16 protein-coding genes and 2 tRNA genes are annotated in these 21837 nt (G+C 51.5%); 13 read left to right on the top strand and 5 right to left on the bottom strand.

The features are described from left to right. Positions 1-48 precede the first annotated feature (48 nt). Positions 49-513, bottom strand: coding sequence for a universal stress protein (locus GJV52_RS09040; RefSeq protein ID WP_095503087.1), 465 nt, complete (start codon positions 511-513; stop codon positions 49-51). Between the two features lie 186 nt (positions 514-699). Here GJV52_RS09040 and GJV52_RS09035 point away from each other — a divergent pair, with 186 nt between their 5' ends. The 3 genes from GJV52_RS09035 to pncB all read left to right on the top strand — a co-directional run bounded on the left by GJV52_RS09035 (position 700) and on the right by pncB (position 3634). After that, a complete protein-coding gene (locus GJV52_RS09035) occupies positions 700-1476 on the top strand; it encodes a tRNA threonylcarbamoyladenosine dehydratase (protein ID WP_100563952.1) in 777 nt (258 codons plus the stop codon). Further along, a complete protein-coding gene (locus tag GJV52_RS09030; protein ID WP_100563950.1) occupies positions 1473-2333 on the top strand; it encodes a segregation and condensation protein A in 861 nt (286 codons plus the stop codon). Before GJV52_RS09035 ends, GJV52_RS09030 begins: the two co-directional genes overlap by 4 nt. Before the next feature lie 77 nt (positions 2334-2410). Next, a complete protein-coding gene (gene pncB / locus GJV52_RS09025) occupies positions 2411-3634 on the top strand; it encodes a nicotinate phosphoribosyltransferase (protein ID WP_100563948.1) in 1224 nt (407 codons plus the stop codon). Positions 3635-3701: 67 nt separating this feature from the next. On the opposite strand, the gene GJV52_RS09020 is transcribed toward pncB, so the two are convergent. From GJV52_RS09020 to GJV52_RS09010, 3 genes are all read right to left on the bottom strand, one after another. Then, positions 3702-4226 (bottom strand): hypothetical protein, encoded by a 525-nt coding sequence (locus GJV52_RS09020; RefSeq protein ID WP_100563946.1) that lies wholly within the window; start codon positions 4224-4226, stop codon positions 3702-3704. Between the two features lie 404 nt (positions 4227-4630). Next, positions 4631-4705: transfer RNA gene (locus GJV52_RS09015), tRNA-Glu, on the bottom strand. Between the two features lie 21 nt (positions 4706-4726). Then, positions 4727-4803: transfer RNA gene (locus GJV52_RS09010), tRNA-Arg, on the bottom strand. Between the two features lie 119 nt (positions 4804-4922). On the opposite strand from GJV52_RS09010, the gene GJV52_RS09005 reads away from it, so the two are divergent. The 10 genes from GJV52_RS09005 (at position 4923) to GJV52_RS08960 (ending at position 19801) form a co-directional block, all read left to right on the top strand. Continuing rightward, positions 4923-6314, top strand: a complete 1392-nt coding sequence (locus GJV52_RS09005) for a 3'-5' exonuclease family protein (protein ID WP_100563944.1) — start codon at positions 4923-4925, stop codon at positions 6312-6314. 173 nt (positions 6315-6487) lie between these two features. Then, a complete protein-coding gene (locus GJV52_RS09000) occupies positions 6488-7279 on the top strand; it encodes a Cof-type HAD-IIB family hydrolase (RefSeq protein ID WP_095501887.1) in 792 nt (263 codons plus the stop codon). A 384-nt stretch (positions 7280-7663) separates the two neighbouring features. Further along, a complete protein-coding gene (locus tag GJV52_RS08995; RefSeq protein ID WP_100563942.1) occupies positions 7664-11335 on the top strand; it encodes a nitrate reductase subunit alpha in 3672 nt (1223 codons plus the stop codon). A gap of 129 nt (positions 11336-11464) precedes the next feature. After that, positions 11465-13021, top strand: a complete 1557-nt coding sequence (gene narH / locus GJV52_RS08990) for a nitrate reductase subunit beta (RefSeq protein WP_100563940.1) — start codon at positions 11465-11467, stop codon at positions 13019-13021. Beyond that, positions 13021-13680 (top strand): nitrate reductase molybdenum cofactor assembly chaperone, encoded by a 660-nt coding sequence (gene narJ / locus GJV52_RS08985; protein WP_369832025.1) that lies wholly within the window; start codon positions 13021-13023, stop codon positions 13678-13680. Before narH ends, narJ begins: the two co-directional genes overlap by 1 nt. 13 nt (positions 13681-13693) lie before the next feature. Then, positions 13694-14377, top strand: coding sequence for a respiratory nitrate reductase subunit gamma (gene narI / locus GJV52_RS08980; protein WP_095501891.1), 684 nt, complete (start codon positions 13694-13696; stop codon positions 14375-14377). Positions 14378-14475: 98 nt separating this feature from the next. Next, on the top strand, positions 14476-15699 hold the full coding sequence (locus GJV52_RS08975; RefSeq protein WP_095501892.1) for an MFS transporter: 1224 nt from the start codon (positions 14476-14478) through the stop codon (positions 15697-15699). 73 nt (positions 15700-15772) lie between these two features. Next, entirely contained in the window at positions 15773-17155 is a 1383-nt protein-coding gene (locus GJV52_RS08970) for a NarK family nitrate/nitrite MFS transporter (RefSeq protein WP_100563938.1), read from the top strand. Positions 17156-17252: 97 nt separating this feature from the next. Then, positions 17253-19151 carry a type IV pili methyl-accepting chemotaxis transducer N-terminal domain-containing protein gene (locus tag GJV52_RS08965; RefSeq protein WP_100563936.1) on the top strand — a complete coding sequence of 633 codons (1899 nt, stop codon included), beginning with the start codon at positions 17253-17255 and terminating at the stop codon, positions 19149-19151. After that, a complete protein-coding gene (locus GJV52_RS08960; protein ID WP_095502191.1) occupies positions 19148-19801 on the top strand; it encodes a response regulator in 654 nt (217 codons plus the stop codon). The genes GJV52_RS08965 and GJV52_RS08960 overlap by 4 nt, the downstream gene beginning before the upstream one ends. A gap of 55 nt (positions 19802-19856) precedes the next feature. On the opposite strand, the gene GJV52_RS08955 is transcribed toward GJV52_RS08960, so the two are convergent. Next, positions 19857-21707, bottom strand: coding sequence for a lytic transglycosylase domain-containing protein (locus tag GJV52_RS08955; protein WP_100563934.1), 1851 nt, complete (start codon positions 21705-21707; stop codon positions 19857-19859). Between the last annotated feature and the right edge of the window lie 130 nt (positions 21708-21837).

Genomic DNA, 21837 nt, shown 5'->3' with positions numbered 1-21837 from the left:
GTCTGAAATATTTCAGACGGCCTGTATTCAGTTGCGCTTAAAGAAGCATTATTCTTCTTCGGCTTTGCTGCGGATTACCAACAATGGCAAGTGGCTTTGGCGCATCACGGTTTCGGCGAAGCTGCCCATCAGCAAATGCATGAGACCGGTGCGTCCATGTGTGCCCAACACCAGCAAATCAGCGCCGTTGGCATCGGCGTAGTCCACCAATTCTTGTGCCATTTCACGCGCGCCTTTGTTGGCCACCAGCAAGTGTTTCACAATGTTGGTCACACCGTCTTCACGCGCTGATTTTTCAGCAAATTCCAATACTTCATTACCCTGCGCCACAGCAGCAGCTTCGTAGCTTTCGTGTTGCAAAAACTCAGGAGCCAAAGCCATGTATTCCGCCGGATTGGCCACATGCACCAAAGTCAGGCGGGCTTCGTTAACGCTGGCCAAATCAGCCGCATGTTTCAACGCGTTTAAAGAGGTTTCACTACCATCAACGGCAACAACCAAATGCTTATACATTGTCATCTCCTTCCAATGCCTTTTTGCGGCACGATATTTTCAAGTGATGGGATTATAGACTGTTCTTTCAGCTTTACACAACAGCCTTCATGGTTCAAGTATAATACGTCTTTGGCTTTTTGCGATGAATTTTTGCTTCACGCCACCGCCTTTTCATTTATTTTTTGATTTATCACAAGGTTGACCATGTCCGAGATTGATTCCCTGTCATCACGCCGTTTTGGCGGCATTGCCCGATTGTATGGCGATTCAGCATTACAACGCTTTCATCAGGCGCATGTGTGCGTGGTCGGGGTCGGCGGGGTCGGCTCGTGGGCGGTAGAAGCATTGGCACGCAGCGGCATCGGTCGTTTAACTTTGATTGATTTGGACAATGTCGCCGAATCCAATGTCAACCGCCAGCTCCATGCCCTGACCGACGACTTCGGCAAGGCCAAAGTCAGCGCCTTGCACGAGCGCATTTTGCAAATCAATCCGGCTTGTCAAGTGGTTGAAATTGAAGATTTTGTGACCGAAGAAAACCTGCCTGATTTGTTTTCAGACGGCTTTGATTTTGTCATCGTTGCCATCGACCAAGTGCGTGTCAAAGCAGCGATGGCGGCTTATTTCGTGCAACACAAACAGCCGTTTATCTTAAGTGGCGGCGCGGGTGGCCAAAAAAATCCTGCCTTGATTCAGACGGCCGATTTAAGCAAAGTCACCCACGACCCTTTGCTGGCCAACTTGCGCTACACCTTGCGCAAACGCTATGGCTTCAGCCGCAACACTGCCGACAAAATGCGCGTGCCGTGTGTGTATTCCACCGAAAACATTACCCCGCCGCAATCGGGTGACGCCTGCGCTGCGGATGCGGCACCGCAAGGTTTGTCGTGCGCCGGTTATGGCGCGAGTATGCTGGTCACCGCCAGCTTCGGCCTGTATTGTGCGCAAGCGGCGATTGGCCATATTGCAGGTGGCAAATGAACGCTGCCGAGATGATGAGGCCGTCTGAAAGCGCGGTGGCGTATGTGTTCGGCCAACCCGTTACCGACATCCCGCAGGATTTGTTTATCCCGCCCGATGCGTTGGAAGTGGTGTTGTCGAGCTTTCAAGGGCCGCTGGATTTGCTGCTGTATTTAATCCGCAAGCAAAATATTGATGTGCTCGATATTCCGATGGTGAAAATCACCGAGCAATATCTGCACTACATCGCGCAAATGGAAGCTTATCAATTTGATTTGGCAGCAGAATATTTATTGATGGCGGCCATGCTGATTGAAATCAAATCCCGTCTGCTGCTGCCGCGCCCCGAAGAAATCGAAGACGAAGAAGTCGACCCGCGCGCCGAATTGGTGCGCCGTCTGCTGGCTTACGAACAAATGAAACTCGCCGCACAAGGCTTGGATGCCCTGCCCCGCGCCGGCCGCGATTTTGCGTGGGTGTATCTGCCTTTGGAAATTGCCGCAGAAACCAAGCTACCTGATGTCGCCGTGGCGGATTTAACGCAGGCTTGGCTCGGTATTTTATCGCGCGCCAAACACACGCGCAGTCATGAAGTGGTGCGCGAAGCCATTTCCGTGCGCGCGCAGATGACCTCGATTTTACGCCGTCTGAACGAACACGGTTTCAGCCGTTTTTCTACCTTATTCAAGCCCGAGCAAGGCGCGGCTTATGTGGTGGTGAATTTCATCGCGCTGCTGGAATTGGCCAAAGAAGGCTTGGTGCGCATTGTGCAGGAAAGCAGCTTTGACGAAATCGAAATCCATTTGAAACAGGCCGAAACCGAGGAAATCGAGCTGCCCGAATCACTTTCAGACGGCCTTGATGCCCAAAATCCATAAAAATTTGTAAACTTTCGGTCATCTTGGTGGCCAAACATGTTTTAATACTTCATTCGCCCGTTAATGAGAACATCTTTATGACCTCACACGACCCTATCATCAAATCGCTGCTCGACACCGATTTATATAAATTCACCATGTTGCAGGTGATTTTGCATCAATTCCCGCAAACCCACAGCCTGTATGAATTCCGTTGCCGCAACAAAGAAATGGTTTACCCACTGGCCGACATTCAGGAAGAATTCGAACGCGAATTGGATGCCCTGTGCCAACTGCGTTTCACCGACGACGAATTGGATTACCTGCGCCGCCTGCGTTTCATCAAAAGCGACTTTGTCGATTATCTCGAGCTTTTTCAACTGAAACGCCGCTTTGTCAAAGTGCATTCCGACGAACAAGGCCGCTTGCACATTCGCATCGAAGGCCCGATGATTCAGGCGATGTTCTTTGAAATCTTCATTTTGGCGATTGTGAACGAACTCTTCTTCCGCCGCTTGGAAACGCCGGAAGTATTGGCCGAAGGTGAACGCCGTTTACAAACCAAAGTCGATGCCCTAAAACAAATTGCCGCCCAGCAAGACCCTTCCGACCCGCCGTTTTTGATTTCCGATTTCGGCACCCGCCGCCGCTACAATCTTGCGTGGCAGGAACACGTTGTGCGCACCTTAAACGATGCCGCACCGCATATCGTGCGCGGCACCAGCAATGTTTACTTGGCGAAAAAACTCAACATCACGCCCATCGGCACCATGGCGCATGAATTCCTGCAAGCCTTCCAAGCCTTGGATGTGCGCTTGCGCAATTCGCAAAAAGCCGCTCTTGAAGCATGGGTACACGAATACCGCGGCGACTTAGGCATTGCACTGACCGATGTGGTTGGCATGGATGCTTTCCTGCGCGATTTTGACCTTTACTTTGCCAAGCTGTTCGACGGCCTGCGACACGACAGTGGCGACCCGTATGCGTGGGGCGACAAAGCCTATGCGCATTATAAAAAGCTCAAAATCGACAGCCACACCAAAATGCTGACCTTTTCAGACGGCCTCGACATCAAGAAATCTTGGGCATTGCACCAATATTTCAAAGACCGTTTCAAAACCAGCTTCGGCATCGGCACCAACCTCACCAACGATATGGGGCATACGCCGCTCAACATCGTGTTGAAACTGGTCGAGTGCAACGGCCAATCGGTTGCCAAGCTTTCCGACTCACCGGGTAAAACCATGACCACCAACGACACTTTCCTCGCCTACCTGCGTCAGGTGTTTGAAATTCCCGAGCCTGAAGCGGATAAGAAATAAACTTGATAAAAAGGCCGTCTGAAAAATTAATTTTCAGACGGCCTTTTATATTCATTTTATCAAACGATTATTTTTTCAAACGCGCAGTCGCGGTTTTATCCAATGAACAACCGCGGGTCACGATTTGATCCACTACTTCGGTTTTACCGTTGACTTGAGTCGTACCACGGATGGTCAGCATATTACCGTCAACTTTATCTACGTTAGCCGGAGTGGCTTTCTCAGCAAACCAAGCCACGTTCTCACCCCAGAAAATATTCTGGTCATTGGCACCGACAACGCGGAACAGATTCGGCGTTAGCTCGTTTTTAAAGCGAACTTGCGCTGCGACCAACTGATTGTTTTTCACACCATACATTACGGTCAATTTCTCTTCGCCTTTAGGGCCGCATTTGTAGGCCACTTCTTTGGTTGAATCAATAGAATCGACCTTAACCGTTTGCGGACCGCTCGCAGCTTGCTGTTGCGCTACCACTTGCTCTTGAGTCGGCTGCTTAGCAGAGGCTGGCTTGGTGCTGCCGGTACTGCTACATGCCGACAAAGCCACTGTAGCCACGATTGCCGAAGCGATCCCTTTCAAATTTGCATTCATGTGTTTACTCCTATTCAGTTGATTCTGACTAATGTGCTGCTACCTTAGCAGAGAATATTGTATTTGTATTGGATTTGAATGAAAGCATTCTTACCTTATGCTCATAAACTCAATTAAATCGGCCATCACAAGATAAATAAAACCATGAAAACAAGCTTCTAAACCAAGGCTTTACACACGAAAAACTTAATCAATTTTAGTAAAGAGATAATTTACATATAAATTATTTGTTCCTAAGCTATCTAAAACTGCTCGATTGGTAAACGGCATGACATGAAAATCAAGTATGCTTGTAAAGATGGTTTTCATGTCATCTGAAACAGAGTTGAACGAAAAGACACACAGCTTTAAAAAACACAAAAAATTAAAGCCTTGCTGAAATCAGCAAGGCTTTAATCAAAATCTGGCACGCCCACGGGGAATCGAACCCCGGTTACCGCCGTGAAAGGGCGATGTCCTAACCGCTAGACGATGGGCGCGGAATAAAGGATTTTCTTAGCTGGCGCACCCGGAGCGATTCGAACGCCCGACCCTCTGGTTCGTAGCCAGATACTCTATCCAACTGAGCTACGGGTGCGCTGTAAGAAAGATTTGAATTATAGGGATACGCTTAAAATCTGTCAAGCGTTTGACTGGAAAAAAATCTCAAAAAGTGTAGAATGCGCGTTTGTTTGTTGAATTTACAGGAAAAGAAAAATGGCGCACGCTTCGCGTTGGCCGCGGTTGGCTGCTGCTTTTTCCCGCATAGGGTTGCCGGTGGCGGTGGTGGATTTGGAAACGACCGGCGGCAATCTCTATCAAGACCGTGTCACGGAAGTAGCGGTATTGCGCTTTGAAAACGGCCAAGCCAAGCGTTATGAATGGCTGGTCAATCCGCAGCAGCCAATTTCGGATTTTATTGCCCGCTTAACCGGTATTGACGATGAGTTGGTCAAAGATGCGCCGTTTTTTGGCCAAATTGCTGCCGATTTGCTGCCACTTCTGCGTGGTACGCTGCTGCTGGCGCACAACAGCCGCTTTGATTACACGTTTTTGCGACATGAATTTCAACGCATAGGCATTGATTTTGCCGCACCGGCTTTGTGTACGGTGCAATTGTCGCGCCGTCTGTATCCGCAATTTCACAAACACAATCTCGACAGCATCATTGAACGCATGGGTATTTCGGTGGAAAACCGTCACCGCGCCATGACCGATGTTCTGGCTTTGGTGGATTTTTTGGAAAAAAGCCTGGAAGAAAAAGGCGAAGAAGAATGGCTCAACCACAGCCGCGTATTGCTGAATCCGAAAATGCTGCCGACTTGGCTGCCGAACATATTGGCCGAACAGCTCTACGCCCTGCCCGACAGCGAAGGTGTGCTGGTGTGGCTGGATAAATACGGTCAAGCGCAGGCGGTGCAATCGCATACACGCGCTTATTTTGAAGTAGCGGCCATGTTAAACGGCAAAAAAATTCCGAGCTTTGCACAAAGCGCCGCTTCTATCCGCTTTATGCCGGCCATCGGACCTATGCATGCTTTGTGGTTGAAAGCGCAAGCCATGGTGCAATTTAATCTCAGGCCGTCTGAAACCGTGCGCACATTTACCACGGTGCAATTTTCACCGGATGAACACGGCGTGTTGCAAGCGCGATTGGTGCCAATGAGCAACGGCATTCACCCCCACCGCCCTTATGGTTTTTTCCTGCACAGAAAAGGTGCCAAACGCGCTCTAGCAGCATGGGCGCAGGAATACGGCCTCTGCCCCGATTCCCTGAATATCCTGCCGGAAACCAACGCCAAAAATGAACCTTGCCCGATTCAAGCCATCGGCCAATGTGATGGCTCGTGCCAAGATGCAAACGGTGTGCAACAGCAAAACCGCCGCATCCTCTCGCTCGCTCCCTTGCTACCAGTCGCCGATTGGGGCAGAGCGCACGAAATCGATATTCGCGAAACAGACGAATTATCCGGCGAAACACTGGCGTTCCGCTGCACCGCCAATGCCGTCGCCCTGCCCGATGGCCGCTGGTATTTCGATGACACGCTGCCCGCTATTATTAAAGCGAAATTCAAGCAAGGCAAAACCGCCATTGAAATTCTGAATTAAGTTTCAGACGGCCTTAAATGATGATTTTGCCAACAGGCCGTCTGAAAAACATTGATTGTTCAGACGGCCTGAGACCTTTGTCAAACCCATCAATCTTTCCCCAGCCATATCGCCAAACGTAACGAGTGTTATACAATAGGCCGTCTGAAACCATTTCCCCCACGGCCTTTCCCATGCAAAATCCTAAAATTGTTTTTTTCGACATCGACGACACCATTTACCGCAAATACACCGACACCCTGCGCCCGTCGGTCGGCGAAGCGTTGGCTGCCTTGAAACAGCGCGGCATTTTGACCGCCATTGCCACCGGCCGCCCACCTGTGGCCATTCCTGCCAAAGTCAAAACCTTGATTCAAGAAGTTGGCATCGATATGCTGGTGACCATCAATGGCCAATATATTGAGTTTCAAGGAAAAACCTTGCAGCATTATCCGATGGTAGCCGATGAAGCAGCAGCGGTGTGCAACTTTTTAGCGCAACAAAACATCGCTTATGCTTTTGTAAACAATGCCGAAATCGCCGTTTCCGAAGAAACCGAATGGGCCAAAGATGCCTTATCGAGAATTATCTCGTCGTATCAAGTGGATGCCCACTATTACCGCCAACAACCGGTGTACCAATTATTGGCTTTTTACACACAGGAACGCGATTCAGAAATCGATGCCGCCGTTGCGCAAATGGGTTTCAAAACCGTGCGCTGGCATGAAAACGCGGTGGATATTCTGCGCCAGGAAGGCTCAAAAGCACGTGGCATTGAACATGCCATTGCGAAACTCGGCATAGACATGAAAGACGTAATGGCCTTTGGCGACAGCTTCAACGATGTGGAAATGATGCAGGCCGTCGGCTTTGGCGTGGCGATGGACAACGGCGAAGAAAGCGTAAAAGCATTGGCCGATTATGTCTGCCCGAGCGTAGATGAAGATGGTGTATTGCGCGGCTTGAAAGATTTGGGTGTGATTTAACCATATCAATTGATGGTCAAGCCAAAGCCCGGAGCCTTTACTATCACCCTTTTTCTCTTTGCCACTACCTACTAAAGTAGGTAGTGGCATTTTTATTTGAGATTGAACAGCAAGGCCGTCTGAACACAGGTTTTAGACGGCCTTTTGTTGATTTTTCACTGTTTAGCGCGTTTTTCTACCTTAAGCACAAGGTTCATATCCACTATTCATTTGAAATGGCGCACTCTTTTTCAATCACGGCCATACCGCCGAAAGTCGGTTTGTGATACCGCTGTTTTATACCTCCCATTCATGCTTTAAGCGCGTGGCGGTTTGGCACCTCACGATTTATATTGTTAATCGACAATAAAACATCCGGCAATCATCGCCAGTGAGGACACGACCATGAGCCATTTCTTAGACCGATTGAAATTTTTCACCCAAAAGCATGAAACGTTTGCCAACGGCCACGGCGCCGTGACCACGGAAGACCGTAAGTGGGAAAACGCCTACCGCAGCCGCTGGGCGCACGATAAGGAAGTGCGTTCCACCCACGGCGTGAACTGTACCGGTTCATGCTCGTGGAAAATTTTCGTGAAAAACGGTTTGATCACTTGGGAAATCCAGCAAACCGATTATCCGCGCACCCGCCCCGACCTGCCCAACCACGAACCGCGCGGCTGCCCGCGCGGCGCATCGTACAGCTGGTACGTGTATTCCGCCCAACGCGTGAAATACCCGATGTTGCGCGGCGTTTTGGCGCAAATGTGGCGCGATGCCCGTCAAACCATGTCGCCGGTGGAAGCATGGGCATCGATTGTGGAAGACCCTGCCCGCGCCAAAGCCTATAAAACCCAACGCGGCTTGGGCGGTTTCGTGCGCTCGACTTGGGACGAAGCCTACGAATTGGTGGCAGCAGCCAATGCCTACACCATCAAAAATTATGGCCCCGACCGCGTCATCGGTTTCTCACCGATTCCGGCCATGTCGATGGTGAGCTATGCCGCCGGTGCGCGTTATCTGGGTTTAATCGGCGGTGTGCCACTGTCTTTCTACGACTGGTATTGCGACTTACCGCCGGCCAGCCCGCAAACTTGGGGCGAACAAACCGACGTGGCCGAATCGGCCGACTGGTACAACGCCAACTATCTTTTGGTGTGGGGCTCCAACGTGCCGATGACGCGCACGCCCGATGCCCACTTCTACACCGAAGTCCGCTACAAAGGCACCAAAACCGTGGCCGTGTCTTCCGATTACGGCGAAATGGCCAAGTTCGGCGACATCTGGCTGGCACCGAAACAAGGCACCGATGCGGCCTTGGCGATGGCGATGGGTCATGTGATTTTGAAAGAATTCCATCTCGACAAGCCGTCTGAATATTTCCAAGACTATGTCCGCCGCCTGACCGACATGCCGATGCTGGTGCGCCTGAAAGAAGACGGCCAAGGCTTCCAGCCGGAATATTTCCTGCGTGCTTCCGCCCTTGACGGTAATTTCGGCGAACAAGAAAACCCCGATTGGAAAGTCTTGGCTTGGGACGAGCTTTCAGACGGTCTGATGGCACCGAACGGCTCGGTCGGCTTCCGTTGGGACGGCAGCCAAAAATGGAATCTGGAAACGCGCGCGCAAGGCCAAGACGTGAAAGCCGCCTTGAGCCTGAAAGAGCGTGCCGATGAAGTGGTCAATGTCGGCTTTACCTATTTCGGCAGCGACAACGACGAGCTGATTTACCGCAAAGTGCCGGCCAAACGCATTCAATTGGCCGATGGCAGCAGCGCTTTGGTGGCGACCGTGTTCGACCTGATGATTGCCAACTACGGCGTCGATCACGGCTTGAACGACCCGAATGCCGCCAAAGATTACAGCGAAGACAAACCCTACACCCCTGCTTGGCAGCAAAAACACACCGGCGTCGATCCGAAGCTGGTGATTCAAGTGGCGCGCGAGTTTGCCCAAAACGCGCACGACACCGAAGGCCGTTCGATGGTGATTCTCGGCGCGGGTCTGAACCACTGGTACCACATGGACATGAGCTACCGCGGCATCATCAACATGCTGATGATGTGCGGCTCGATCGGCAAATCTGGCGGCGGCTGGTGTCACTACGTCGGCCAAGAAAAGCTGCGTCCGCAATCGGGCTGGACACCGCTCACCTTCGCGCTCGACTGGCACCGTCCGCCACGCCAAATGAACGGCACATCGTTCTTCTATGCCCACACCAGCCAATGGCGTCATGAGAAATTGGGCGTGGACGAAATTCTGGCACCGGGCTTCAGCGACAGCATGCCGAATATGTCGATGATTGATTACAACGCCAAAGCCGAACGCATGGGCTGGCTGCCTTCTGCGCCGCAACTGACGCAAAATCCGCTCGACGTGGTGGATGCCGCCGAAGCCGCGGGTGTAAATCCGGCCGACTATGTGGTCAACGGCTTAAAAGACGGCAGCATCGACATGGCTTGTAACGACCCCGACAACCCGCTCAACTTCCCGCGCAACCTGTTTGTGTGGCGCTCGAATATTTTGGGGTCATCCGGCAAAGGCCATGAATATTTCCTGAAATACCTGCTCGGCACGCAAAACGCGGTATTGAGTGATGAAGAAGACTGCATCACGCCGTCTGAAATCACCGTGCGTCCGGCGGCGGAAGGCAAACTCGATTTGCTGACCCTGCTCGATTTCCGCATGAACACCACTTGCCTCTACGCCGACGTGATTTTCCCGACCGCGACTTGGTATGAAAAAGACGATTTGAACACATCCGACATGCACCCGTTCATCCACCCGCTGACCGAAGCGGTGCAACCTTTGTGGCAAAGCAAATCCGACTGGGAAATCTACAAAGGCTTGGCGAAAAAATTCAGCGAAATCGCCAAAGATTATCTGGGCGTGCGCAAAGACATCGTGCTGACCCCGCTCATGCACGACAGCCCTCAAGAAATGGGACAGCCTTTTGACCCGAAAGACTGGAAACACGGCGAATGCGAACCAATTCCGGGCAAAACCATGCCGGCCATGACCGTGGTCGAACGGGATTACGGCGCGGTGTACGACAAATTCACTTCCATTGGTCCGTTGCTGGAAAAAATCAACAACAACGGTAAAGGTTTGGCATGGCAAACCGGCCATGAAGTGGAATTCCTGCGCAAACTCAACGGTACACGCAGTGAAGGCGTGGGCAAAGGCCAGCCGAAATTGGAAACCGCCATCGATGCCGCCGAAATGATTCTGACCTTGGCACCGGAAACCAACGGTCATGTGTCGATGAAAGCATGGCAGGCTCTGGGTAAAGCGACCGGCCGCGATCACACGCATCTGATTGCCGCCAGCGAACACACGCAAATCCGCTTCCGCGACATCGTGGCGCAGCCGCGCAAAATTGTGTCTTCGCCGATTTGGTCGGGCGTGGAAAGCGAAGAAGTCTGCTACAACGCCGGTTACACCAATGTACACGAACTGATTCCGTGGCGCACCATCACCGGCCGCCAGCAGTTCTACCAAGACCACCATTGGATGCGTGCGTTCGGCGAGCATTTATGTGTGTACAAACCGCCGGTGGATTTCAAAACCACTCAAAAACTGTTGGGCAAATACCCCAACGGCAATCCGGAAATCACGCTTAATTTCCTGACGCCGCACCAAAAATGGGGCATCCACTCCACCTATTCGGAAAACATCCGCATGCTGACGCTCTCGCGCGGCGGCCCGCATGTGTGGGTATCGGAAATCGATGCCAAACGCGCCGGTTTGGTGGATAACGACTGGGTAGAAGTGTTCAACGCCAACGGCACCATCGCTTGCCGCGTAGTGGTGAGCCAGCGAATTCCGGAAACCATGATTCTGATGTACCACGCGCAGGAAAAAATCGTGCACACCCCTGCGGGCGAAGTGTCGAAAAAACGCGGCGGCATCCACAATTCCGTGACCCGCACTATATTGAAACCGACCCACATGATCGGCGGCTACGCCCAACAAGCTTACGGTTTCAACTACTACGGCACCGTCGGCTCCAACCGCGACGAATGGGTGATTGTGCGCAAGATGAACAAAGTGGATTGGATGGACGATCCGGCCTGAGTTTCAGACGGCCTTATACCAAGCATCAAGGCCGTCTGAACACTTCCTGCACGCAGAACATACCCATAAAAAATCTTTCAGACGGCCTCTGAAAAGGCCGTCTGAAACAAAAACACAAGGAACACCATTATGAAAATCCGAGCGCAAATCGGCATGGTTTTGAATCTCGACAAATGTATCGGCTGCCACACGTGCTCCGTAACCTGTAAAAACGTCTGGACGGCACGCGATGGTGTCGAATACGCATGGTTCAACAACGTAGAAACCAAGCCCGGTATCGGCTTTCCAAAAAACTGGGAAGACCAGGAAAAATGGAACGGCGGATGGGTGCGCAAACCCGACGGCAAACTGGTACCGAAACAAGGCGGCAAGCTGAAAATTTTGGCCAATATTTTTGCCAACCCGAACATGCCGCAAATTGACGACTACTACGAGCCGTTTACCTACGACTACGAGCATCTGCAAAACGCACCGAAAATGAAAACGCCGCCGACCGCGCGCCCTGTTTCGGTGCTGACCGGCAAGAAAATGGACAAAGTCGAATGGGGACCCAACTGGGAAGACGACTTGGGCGGCGAATTTGAAAAACGCGCCAAAGACGTTTTATTCGAAGGCATTCAAAAAGACATGCACGCCGCATTCGAGCAGACTTTCATGATGCATCTACCGCGCCTGTGCGAACACTGCCTGAACCCGACCTGCGTCGCTTCTTGCCCGTCCGGCAGCATCTACAAGCGCGAAGACGACGGCATCGTGTTGATCGACCAAGACAAATGCCGCGGCTGGCGCATGTGCGTATCGGGCTGCCCGTACAAAAAAATCTACTACAACTGGACCAGCGGCAAAGCGGAAAAATGCACTTTCTGCTACCCGCGCATCGAAAACGGCCAACCGACCGTCTGCTCCGAAAGCTGCGTCGGCCGCATCCGCTATTTGGGCGTGCTGCTGTATGACGCCGACAAAATCGAACAAGCCGCTTCGGTGGAAAACCCGCAGGATTTGTATGAATCGCAACTGGGCGTGTTCCTGAATCCGAACGACCCCGAAGTGCAACGCCAAGCATTGGAACAAGGCATCAGCCAAAGCTGGCTCGATGCGGCCAAACGCTCGCCGATATACAAAATGGCGATGGAATGGAAAATTGCCTTCCCATTACATCCCGAATACCGCACGCTGCCGATGGTCTGGTATGTGCCGCCATTGTCTCCGATCCAATCGGCCATCGAAAACGGCTTGGTCGGCGAAAACGGCATCATTCCGAGCGTGGACGAAATGCGTATTCCGCTGCGTTATTTAGCCAACCTGCTCACCGCGGGCAAAATCGAGCCGATTAAAGAAGCGCTCGAACGCATGATTGCCATGCGCCGTTTCAAACGCGGTCAAGTGGTGCACGGCGAAACGCTGGAGCAAACCTTAGACGGCACCGGCCTGACCCCTGCCCAAGTGGAAGAAATGTATCAGGTGATGGCGATTGCCAACTATGAAGACCGCTTCGTGATTCCGACCAGCCATAAAGAAATGGTGGAAGAAACCTTCAACGAAAAAGGCTGCGGCTTTACCTTCGGCAACGGCTGCTCGGGCGGAGAAAGCAACGAAAGCCTGTTCGGCAAACGCAAAGCCGCGCCGATCGTGTTCCACGGTTTGCGTAAAGACAACGAGAAAAACCGCGAAGAAGGAGTGCACTGATGAGCAACCCTTTGGTTTACAAATGGCTTTCGGCCTTGATGTGTTACCCCGAGCAAGCATTGATTGATGCCTTGCCCGAGTTTCAGACGGCCTTGAACGAATGGCCCGAATTAAATCCGAAACGCGAAGCTTTGCAAGCTTTTTTGGATTATCTGGGCAATACGTCTTTGCGCGAATTGCAGGAATATTATGTGTTGAATTTTGACCGCAACCGCCATCAGGCGCTGTATCTGTTCGAGCATGTCTATGGTGAAGACCGCGACCGCGGCAGCGCGATGGTGGATTTAATCGAAGAATACCGCCGCCACGGCTTTGAGTTGGGCGATGAAGAATTGCCGGATTACCTGCCTGCGGTGTTGGAATTTTTGTCGTTTATTCCGGAAAGTGAAGCGCAAAAAATCCTCGGCGATGCGGTGCATGTGATTGCACACATTGCCGGAAAACTCGAAACCGCCGGTTCGCCTTATGCCGCACTATTGCAAGCAGCGGCAGCGCTGACGCCGGTCGAGCCGAAAGCCTTAATCGAGCCGCCGGTGCGCGACATGGACGAAGCCATGGAAATGTTCGGCCCCGACATGGCAGGCATCGAGCCTTTGCTGAAACCGACCATCGAAACCGTACAGTTTTACCCCAAGGGCAGCCTTGGCGCACGCCCTTAAAGGAGGATAAATCATGAATACCTTCAATCAATTTTTCTTCGGCATTTACCCGTATATCTGTCTGGCGGTGTTTTTCTTCGGCAGCTTGGTGCGCTTTGACCGCGAACAGTATTCGTGGAAAAGCGATTCGAGTCAATTACTGTTTCACGGCCAATTGCGCTTGGGCAGTATTTTGATGCACGTGGGCATTTTAGCCGTATTTTTCGGCCACTTGTTCGGCCTATTAACCCCGTTGTGGTTTTGGGATGCCATCGGCGTGAGCCACGGCGCGAAACAGGTGTTTGCGATGGTGATGGGCGGCGTATTTGGCGTGATGGCGCTGGTCGGCCTGATTTTGTTGATTTTGCGCCGTTTCAAAATCGACCGCATCAATGCCAATAGCTCTTGGCAGGATAAATTGGTGTTGATTTGGCTGTTGATTACCTTGGTATTGGGTTTATGTACCATCTTTGTCAGCATGGGTCATCTCGATGGCCACGAAATGGTGAAACTCATGCACTGGGCGCAGTACATCGTCACCTTCCGCGGCGGTGCAGCTAGCTATCTGGCAGACGTGAATTTCCTCTTCAAGCTGCATATTTTCATGGGCATGACTTTCTTCTTTATCTTCCCGTTCACCCGCATGGTGCACGTTTGGAGCGGTTTTGCCAGCGTGGCTTATGTCGGACGCGCATGGCAGTTGGTGCGCCGCCGTTAAATCCGGTTTTTCAGACGGCCTTTGCATCACATCAATTCAAGGCTGTCTGAAAGCTGAATCTGAATTCGTATCAAACCATTAAGAAAGGCAGGGGGACAATGGCCTCCGAAACGTATAAACGCTATTCCGTGCTGATTACCAGCACCTTCGCATTCACCGTCTGCTTCATGATTTGGATGATGATGGCGGTGGTTGGTATTCCGGTGAAAAACGAGCTGGGCTTGTCGGAAACCGAATTCGGCATTTTGGCCGCACTGCCGGTGTTGTCCGGCTCGCTGATTCGTGTGCCGCTGGGCATTTGGACCGACCGTTACGGCGGCCGCATCGTGATGTTTGTGCTGATGATGTTGAGCGTGCCGGCGATTTTCCTGATGAAATACGCCGATGCCTACTGGCAGTTTCTGATTATCGGCCTGATGATGGGTTTGGCCGGCGGTTCGTTTTCAGTCGGCACGCCTTATGTCGCACGTTGGTTCCCGAAAGACCAACAAGGCTTGGCCATGGGCGTGTTCGGCGCGGGTAATGCCGGTGCCGCGGTCAACAAATTCCTCGCCCCGGCCCTGATTGCTTACGGCACTTGGCATTTTGTACCGACCGTTTACGCAGCGGTGATGCTGGGCACAGCGATTTTGTTTTGGTTCACCAGCTACCACGACCCAAAACACTTGGTGCCTTCCAACACCAGTCTGAAACAGCAATTACTGCTGTTGAAAGACCCAGGCGTGTTGCGTTACAGCCAATATTATTCGGTGGTGTTCGGCGGTTATGTCGGTTTGTCGTTGTGGATGACCAAATACTACATTGATGAATACGGCCTGAGCATCCAGACAGCCGCATTTTTAGCAGCCTGTTTCTCGCTGCCGGGCGGCGTGTTGCGCGCGCTGGGCGGCTACCTTTCCGACAAATACGGCGCGTATAAAGTCACTTGGGGCGTGATGTGGGTATTGTGGGTGTGTTTCTTTATCTTGTCTTACCCGCAAACCGAAATGGTGATTCAGACGGCCAAAGGCCCAATGAGCATGAGCATCGGCTTGAACGTGACCGTGTTTACCCTGCTGATGTTTGCCGCCGGTATTGCGATGGCGGTGGGTAAAGCTTCGGTATTTAAATTCGTAGCCAATGACTACCCCGACAACATCGGTGCGGTTTCCGGCGCGGTCGGCTTGGCCGGTGGCATGGGCGGCTTTTTATTGCCGATTATGTTCGGCGCGCTTTTGGACTTCACCGGCATCCGCTCGACTGCGTTTATGCTGTTGTACGGCACGGTGTGTATCTCACTGATTTGGATGCACTTCTCGTTCAAAGGCAAACGCCAAGAATAAACTTTTAAGGCCGTCTGAACGATAATCTTCTCTTTCAGACGGCCTTTGTCAAAACACCATAAGGAGTAACGCGATGTCGCGTTTGATTCAAGACTGGCGGCCGGAAGATTCCGATTTCTGGCAAAACGGCGGCAAGAAAACCGCTTCCCGCAATTTGTGGATTTCCATTCCCGCGCTGATGCTGGCGTTTGCCATTTGGCAGGTGTGGAGCGTGGCGGTGATTAATCTGCCGTCTATCGGTTTCCAATACAATGAAAACCAACTCTTCTGGCTGGCGGCGATGCCGGCATTGTCGGGCGCGACCTTGCGTATTTTTTATTCGTTTTTGGTGCCGATTTTCGGTGGCCGCCGTTGGACGGCGATTTCCACCGCCAGCCTGCTCTTACCCGCCGTCGGTTTGGGTTTGGCGGTGCAAAACCCCGACACCAGCTACACCACCATGCTGATTCTGGCTTTGCTGTGCGGCTTTGGCGGCGGCAATTTCTCATCCAGCATGGCCAACATCAGTTTCTTTTATCCGAAAGCGGAAAAAGGCACGGCCATGGGCTTGAACGCAGGTTTGGGCAACTTGGGCGTATCGGTGGCGCAGTTTCTGGTACCGCTGGTGATTACCGCCGCTTTGTTCGGCAGCTTGGGCGGCGAACCGCAAACTTGGGTCAAAGACGGCGTCGCCAAACAAATCTGGCTGCAAAACGCGGGCTTTGTGTGGGTACCGTTTATCATCCTGTCAACCGTCGTGGCGTGGTTCGGCATGAACGATTTGGCCAGCGCCAAAGCCAGCTTCAAAGATCAGGCGGTGATTTTCAAGCGCAAACACAACTGGATTATGTGCATCATTTATTTGGGTACCTTCGGCTCATTCTTGGGCTTTGCCGCCGGTTTCCCGCTGTTGACCAAAAGCCAGTTTACCGGTGTTGATCCGGTGAAATATGCCTTTATCGGCCCTTTGGTCGGTGCGCTGGTGCGCCCTTTCGGCGGCTGGTTGTCGGATAAAATCCAGAGCGGCGCAAAAATCACGCAATGGGTGTTTGTCGGCATGATTATCGCTGTGTTCGGCGTGCTGTTTTTCCTGCCTTCAGACGGCCACGGCGGTCATTTCTGGGGCTTCTTCGCCTGCTTTATCGCCCTATTTGCGCTCACCGGCATCGGCAACGGTTCGACCTTCATGCAGATTCCGATTATCTTCCTGATTCAGCAGCAGCGTTTGGCCGAACAAGGCGTCATCAGCCGCGAGCAAGCCTTAATCAACGCGGGCAAAGAAGGCGCGGCGGTGGCCGGTTTTACCGGTGCGTTTGCGGCCTACGGCGGCTTTTTCATCCCCAAAAGTTACGGCACATCCATCGCGCTGACCGGCAGCGTCAACATGGCTTTATATGGCTTTATCGCGTTTTACGTCATCTGCCTGTTGTTGAATTGGTGGTATTACACCCGCGCGCAAGCGGAAGTGAAATGTTAGCCTAATCATGGTTTTCAGACGGCCTTATGCAAGGCCGTCTGAACCTGTTAATATAGTTAGATTAAGATGTTAAAAAGTTTGTGATTTGAGTATTAATATGCTGCCCCAACGCCTTTCCACCCGCTTGAAACTGTTAACGCTGCTGTGGCTGATTGCCGCCGCAGCTTCAATTGTTTTGACACTGATTTTATCTTGGCGCTTGGAAGGCGGAGCCGCCGCCATCAACGACACCGGCAGCCTACGCATGCAAACCTACCGTTTGAGCTTGCTACTCAACAGCCATGCGCCGCAATCGGAAATCAACCATTACATTGAAGACTTCGACCAAACCCTTGCTGATTTAAGCAACGGCGTGCCTGAGCGTCCACTGTTCTTGCCTGATGATGAAGATGTGCAAGCCAATCTGGCCACTTTAAAACACACTTGGATTCACGACATCAAACCGTGGTTTCAAACCATTTCGGCCGAGCGCTTGGCTTTCGATCGCAGTAAAATCCCGCCGTTTATCCAATCCATCGATACGCTGGCTAAATCGATTGAAATCGTCAACAACCAATACATCAATAAATTACGCATTTTCCAATTAATGCTGCTTGGCATGGTCTGCATCAGCTCAATCATTATGGTTTTGCTGCTGTATCGCTGGATTATCCTGCCGCTGACCCACCTGCAAAATGGCGTAACTGCCATTCACGACGGCCAATTCGGCAAACAAGTGCCAATTGAAAACGTGACTGAATTTGCCGAAGTCGATCACGGCTTCAACCAAATGAGTACTCGCCTACACAACCTATACCAAAACTTAGAGCAGCAGGTCGCCGATAAAACCCATGATTTAGCCCAGAAAAACCATACGCTGGAAACGCTCTATTATTTCAGCCATTTATTGAGCCAAGCCCCCACCGTGGCCGAAGCTGCTGAAGGGTTTCTCAATAAAATTATGGACATGGTTCCGGCTCAAGCAGGCAGCATCCGCTTAATTGATTTCCAACGCAAACGCATGGATTTGATTGCGCATTCCGGCTTGCCCGAAAACCTGCAAACCGCCGAAGCCTGCCGCAAATTGGAAGAATGCACCTGCGGCGAAGCGGTCAACCAACCCGGCCACCAAACCGTCAACTTCTACAAAACACCGCCTAAAAACCACCAATTGACCGAGCCCTTGTGCAGCCAATCGGGTTTTCACTTTTTGCGCGTGTTCAAAATCAGCAGCAACGGTGTGGATTTGGGCATGATGACGCTGTATTTCAATCATGCCGGCGCAGACAACGGCGACGATCATTTGCTCGAATCGCTGTGCCAACAATTGGGCATCACCGTGAGCAATTTACGCTTGGGCATTGAAAACCGCCAATTGGCCGTCTTGCAAGAGCGCAATCTGATTGCACAAGGGCTGCACGACAGCATCGCCCAAACCCTGACCTTTTTAAACCTGCAAATCCAAATGCTCGACAAAGCTTTGGAAAAATCTGGTTTAAACCAAGATGCCAAGGTCAATGAAAAACTGCAATTCATCAAAGAAGGCGTGCAGGAATGCTATGAGGATGTGCGCGAATTATTATTAAACTTCCGCACCAAGATCACCCATAATGAATTCAACGATGCGGTTGAACGTTTGATTGCCCGCTTCCGACAGCAAACACAAATAGACACCGTTACCGACTGGCAGGACAACGGCCCGCTGTTGACCTCCGAGCAGCAATTGCAGTTTATCTTCATTTTGCAAGAAAGCCTGTCGAATATCCGTAAACATGCACAGGCAACGCGGGTACACGTTTCGTTTCATAATCAAGACGATTTTGAAATGAAAATTGAAGACAACGGCTGTGGTTTTGATACCGCCGATTTAAATGATTTTGCCGAAAACGGCCACGTCGGGCTGAATATTATGTTTGAGCGCGCGCAACGCATTCACGCCGATTTAAATGTAAGCTCTCAACCCGGCCATACAAAAATTTCACTGCTACTACCAAAAAAAGAAAGAATTTTAGAATGAGTACAAGCATTGTTTTGATTGACGATCACACGCTGTTTCGACGCGGCATCAAATCCGTGTTGGGCGAAGCGGATTTTGAAATAATCGGTGAAGCCGAAGATGGTTTGAGCGGCGTAAAACTGGTTGAACAAGTTCACCCCGATGTGGTGTTGTTAGATTTAGATATGCCGGTGATGAACGGCCGCGAAGCGCTCGGCCAGATTCTCAGCAGCAATCCGTCGCAAAAGGTGGTAATGCTTACTGTATCGGAAGACAGCGATGATTTAATCGAATGTATGAAACTGGGCGCACAAGGCTTTTTGCTGAAAAACATCGATGCTGATTTTCTCATCAACGCCATCGTCAAAGCCGCCAACGGCGACAGCGTGTTTTCCCCTGAAATGACCGCACATTTGGTGCAGTCACTCATCAATCCGGCGCAGGAAAACACGCCCAATGCACTTAAATCATTGACCCCGCGCGAATTGGAAACCCTAAAATATCTCGCCATCGGCCACAGTAATAAAGTCATTGCCAGACAGTTAAATTTGGCCGAATCGACTATTAAAGCTTATGTACAAAGCATCTTGAAAAAACTCAATTTGAGCAGCCGCGTGCAAGCCGCTGTTTATGCCATACAACATAATTTAATTTCCGAAGCCGATAAATAACACAAAGGCCGTCTGAATGTTTCAGACGGCCTTTGTTCATACTGAATCTACAGCATTAATAACGTGCAGGAATCGTGCCCATACGGCGTTTCAGTGAAGTTTGCGGCTCATTAAACAATGACGCATAGTAAGTCGCATTGGTCATCACTTTTTTCACATAATCGCGCGTTTCGGTAAACGGAATGGTTTCGGCGTAAATCGCGCCTTCCAATGGCGTTGAAGCCTGCCATCTGCGTGCGCGGCTCGGGCCGGCGTTGTAACCGGCGGTTGCCAATACTTCGTTATTCTGCAAACGGCGACGGGCATCGGCCATATACCATGTACCCATGCGGATGTTGCCGTCCATGGTGTAGAGTTCGCTGCTGCTCATGCCGATTTTACCGGCGATTTCGCGGGCGGTGGCCGGCATTACCTGCATCAAACCTTGTGCACCGACATGCGATTGCGCGCCCATTACAAAACGACTTTCTTGGCGGATCAAGCCATACACCCAAGCCGGATCAACGCCCACTTGGTTGGCGTAACGCACGGTGGTATCTTTAAATGGCGACAAATAGCGCAAATTGTAATTCAGCTTATTATCGGTGCGGTCGGCGGTGTTGATGGCCATGTCGTAAAACTGGTTGTCATAAGCCACTTGGGCGGCGGTAAGCAGATTGTCTTCGTTGAAACCGCGTGTGGCATAGCGCCATTCCGCCTGTGCCTGACGGCGCATTTTGCTGTCGCCGTTGGCTTGGCTGGTTTTAAACAAAGTCAAAGCACGGTTGATGGCACCGTCTTTCGCCATACGGCTGACATCGCTGCGGCTGGCATTACCGACATTGTTTTTGGTGTTGATGCGGCGGCCGAGTTCTTCGGTTGCCAACACGGCGTAGAAATTGCGGCCGGAAGCAGCGGCTTGTTCATACAATGATTTGGCGCGTGAGCTGTTGCCTTGTGCGGCATAGCTGCGTGCCAACCAATATTGCCAAGTCGGCGATTGCTGCAGCTTGGTCGGCATGTCTTGAATCACGCTCGCCAATTCGCTCCAACGCTGCAAACGCAATGCGGCGCGGGCATACCATTCCAATTGTTCATCGGTCAATTGTTTGCGGTCAGCAACGCGGCCGTAGTAGCTCAAAGCGGTTGACATATTTTGGCTGTAAGCCTGATGTTGCCCCAACACGCCCCAAGCAAAGCTGCTTTGCGCGCGGCTCAAGCTGCCTTCCATGGCCGATAAGCTGGCAGCAGCAGAAGGCGATTTACGCGCTTCTTTTCCGATTACCGACAGCAAACGGTATTCTTGCGAACCTTGCGCACCCGTATCAAACGGGCTGCCCAATGATGCAGCCAAATTACGCGCATCGGTGATTTGATTGTTGCTCAACAAGCCGCGGACACGACGCCATGCATCATCGACTTTCAGACGGCCTGAAGCCGCCGCTGCTTCGACCAAACGGGTACAGCCTTGTGGCAAACGTGCGGTTTCACGCACCAAATCAGCGGCTTTGGCATAATTGCCGCTGCTCAAATCGGCATAACATTCCACTTCTTGCGCACGACCGGCCGCTTCTAATTTTTTGTATTCTTGTTGAAACACCGACCATTGGCCGCGTGAACCCAAACTTTTCAGCCACTCATTGCGCACGGTTTCCGCCATGGCGCTGTTACCTGCTTGCGCCAAATATTGCTGCGCCCAAGCATCATCACCGCGCTTGGCGGCGTTCAATGAGCTTTCATATTGGCTGAAATCGGATAAAATTTTCGATTGGCTGTCGGCACGGCGTGACGGAATCGATGCCGGCGATTGGCTTTCGACACGTGATTCGCGGGTCACAGTCGGTTTACTGCTTTGCGAAGCGCAGGCAGCCAACACAGCCAATGCCATTACGCTCAGCGACAGGGTAAAGGTGCGTTGCAAATTCATGTTGTCGTCCTTCTTCATCAGGTCCTAATATATGATTTATTATCGATATGGTTGCAGCATTCTAAATGATTTATGCCAAATATCCGAATTGCAAACTGATATTTACATTTTTTGCCGGCCTGAATACCAC

The sequence above is a fragment of the Neisseria brasiliensis genome, from assembly GCF_009671065.1.
GTDB classification, from domain to species: Bacteria; Pseudomonadota; Gammaproteobacteria; order Burkholderiales; family Neisseriaceae; genus Neisseria; species Neisseria brasiliensis.
Note: the sequence above shows the minus strand (reverse complement) of the source record. Positions and strands in the feature narration are given on the sequence as shown.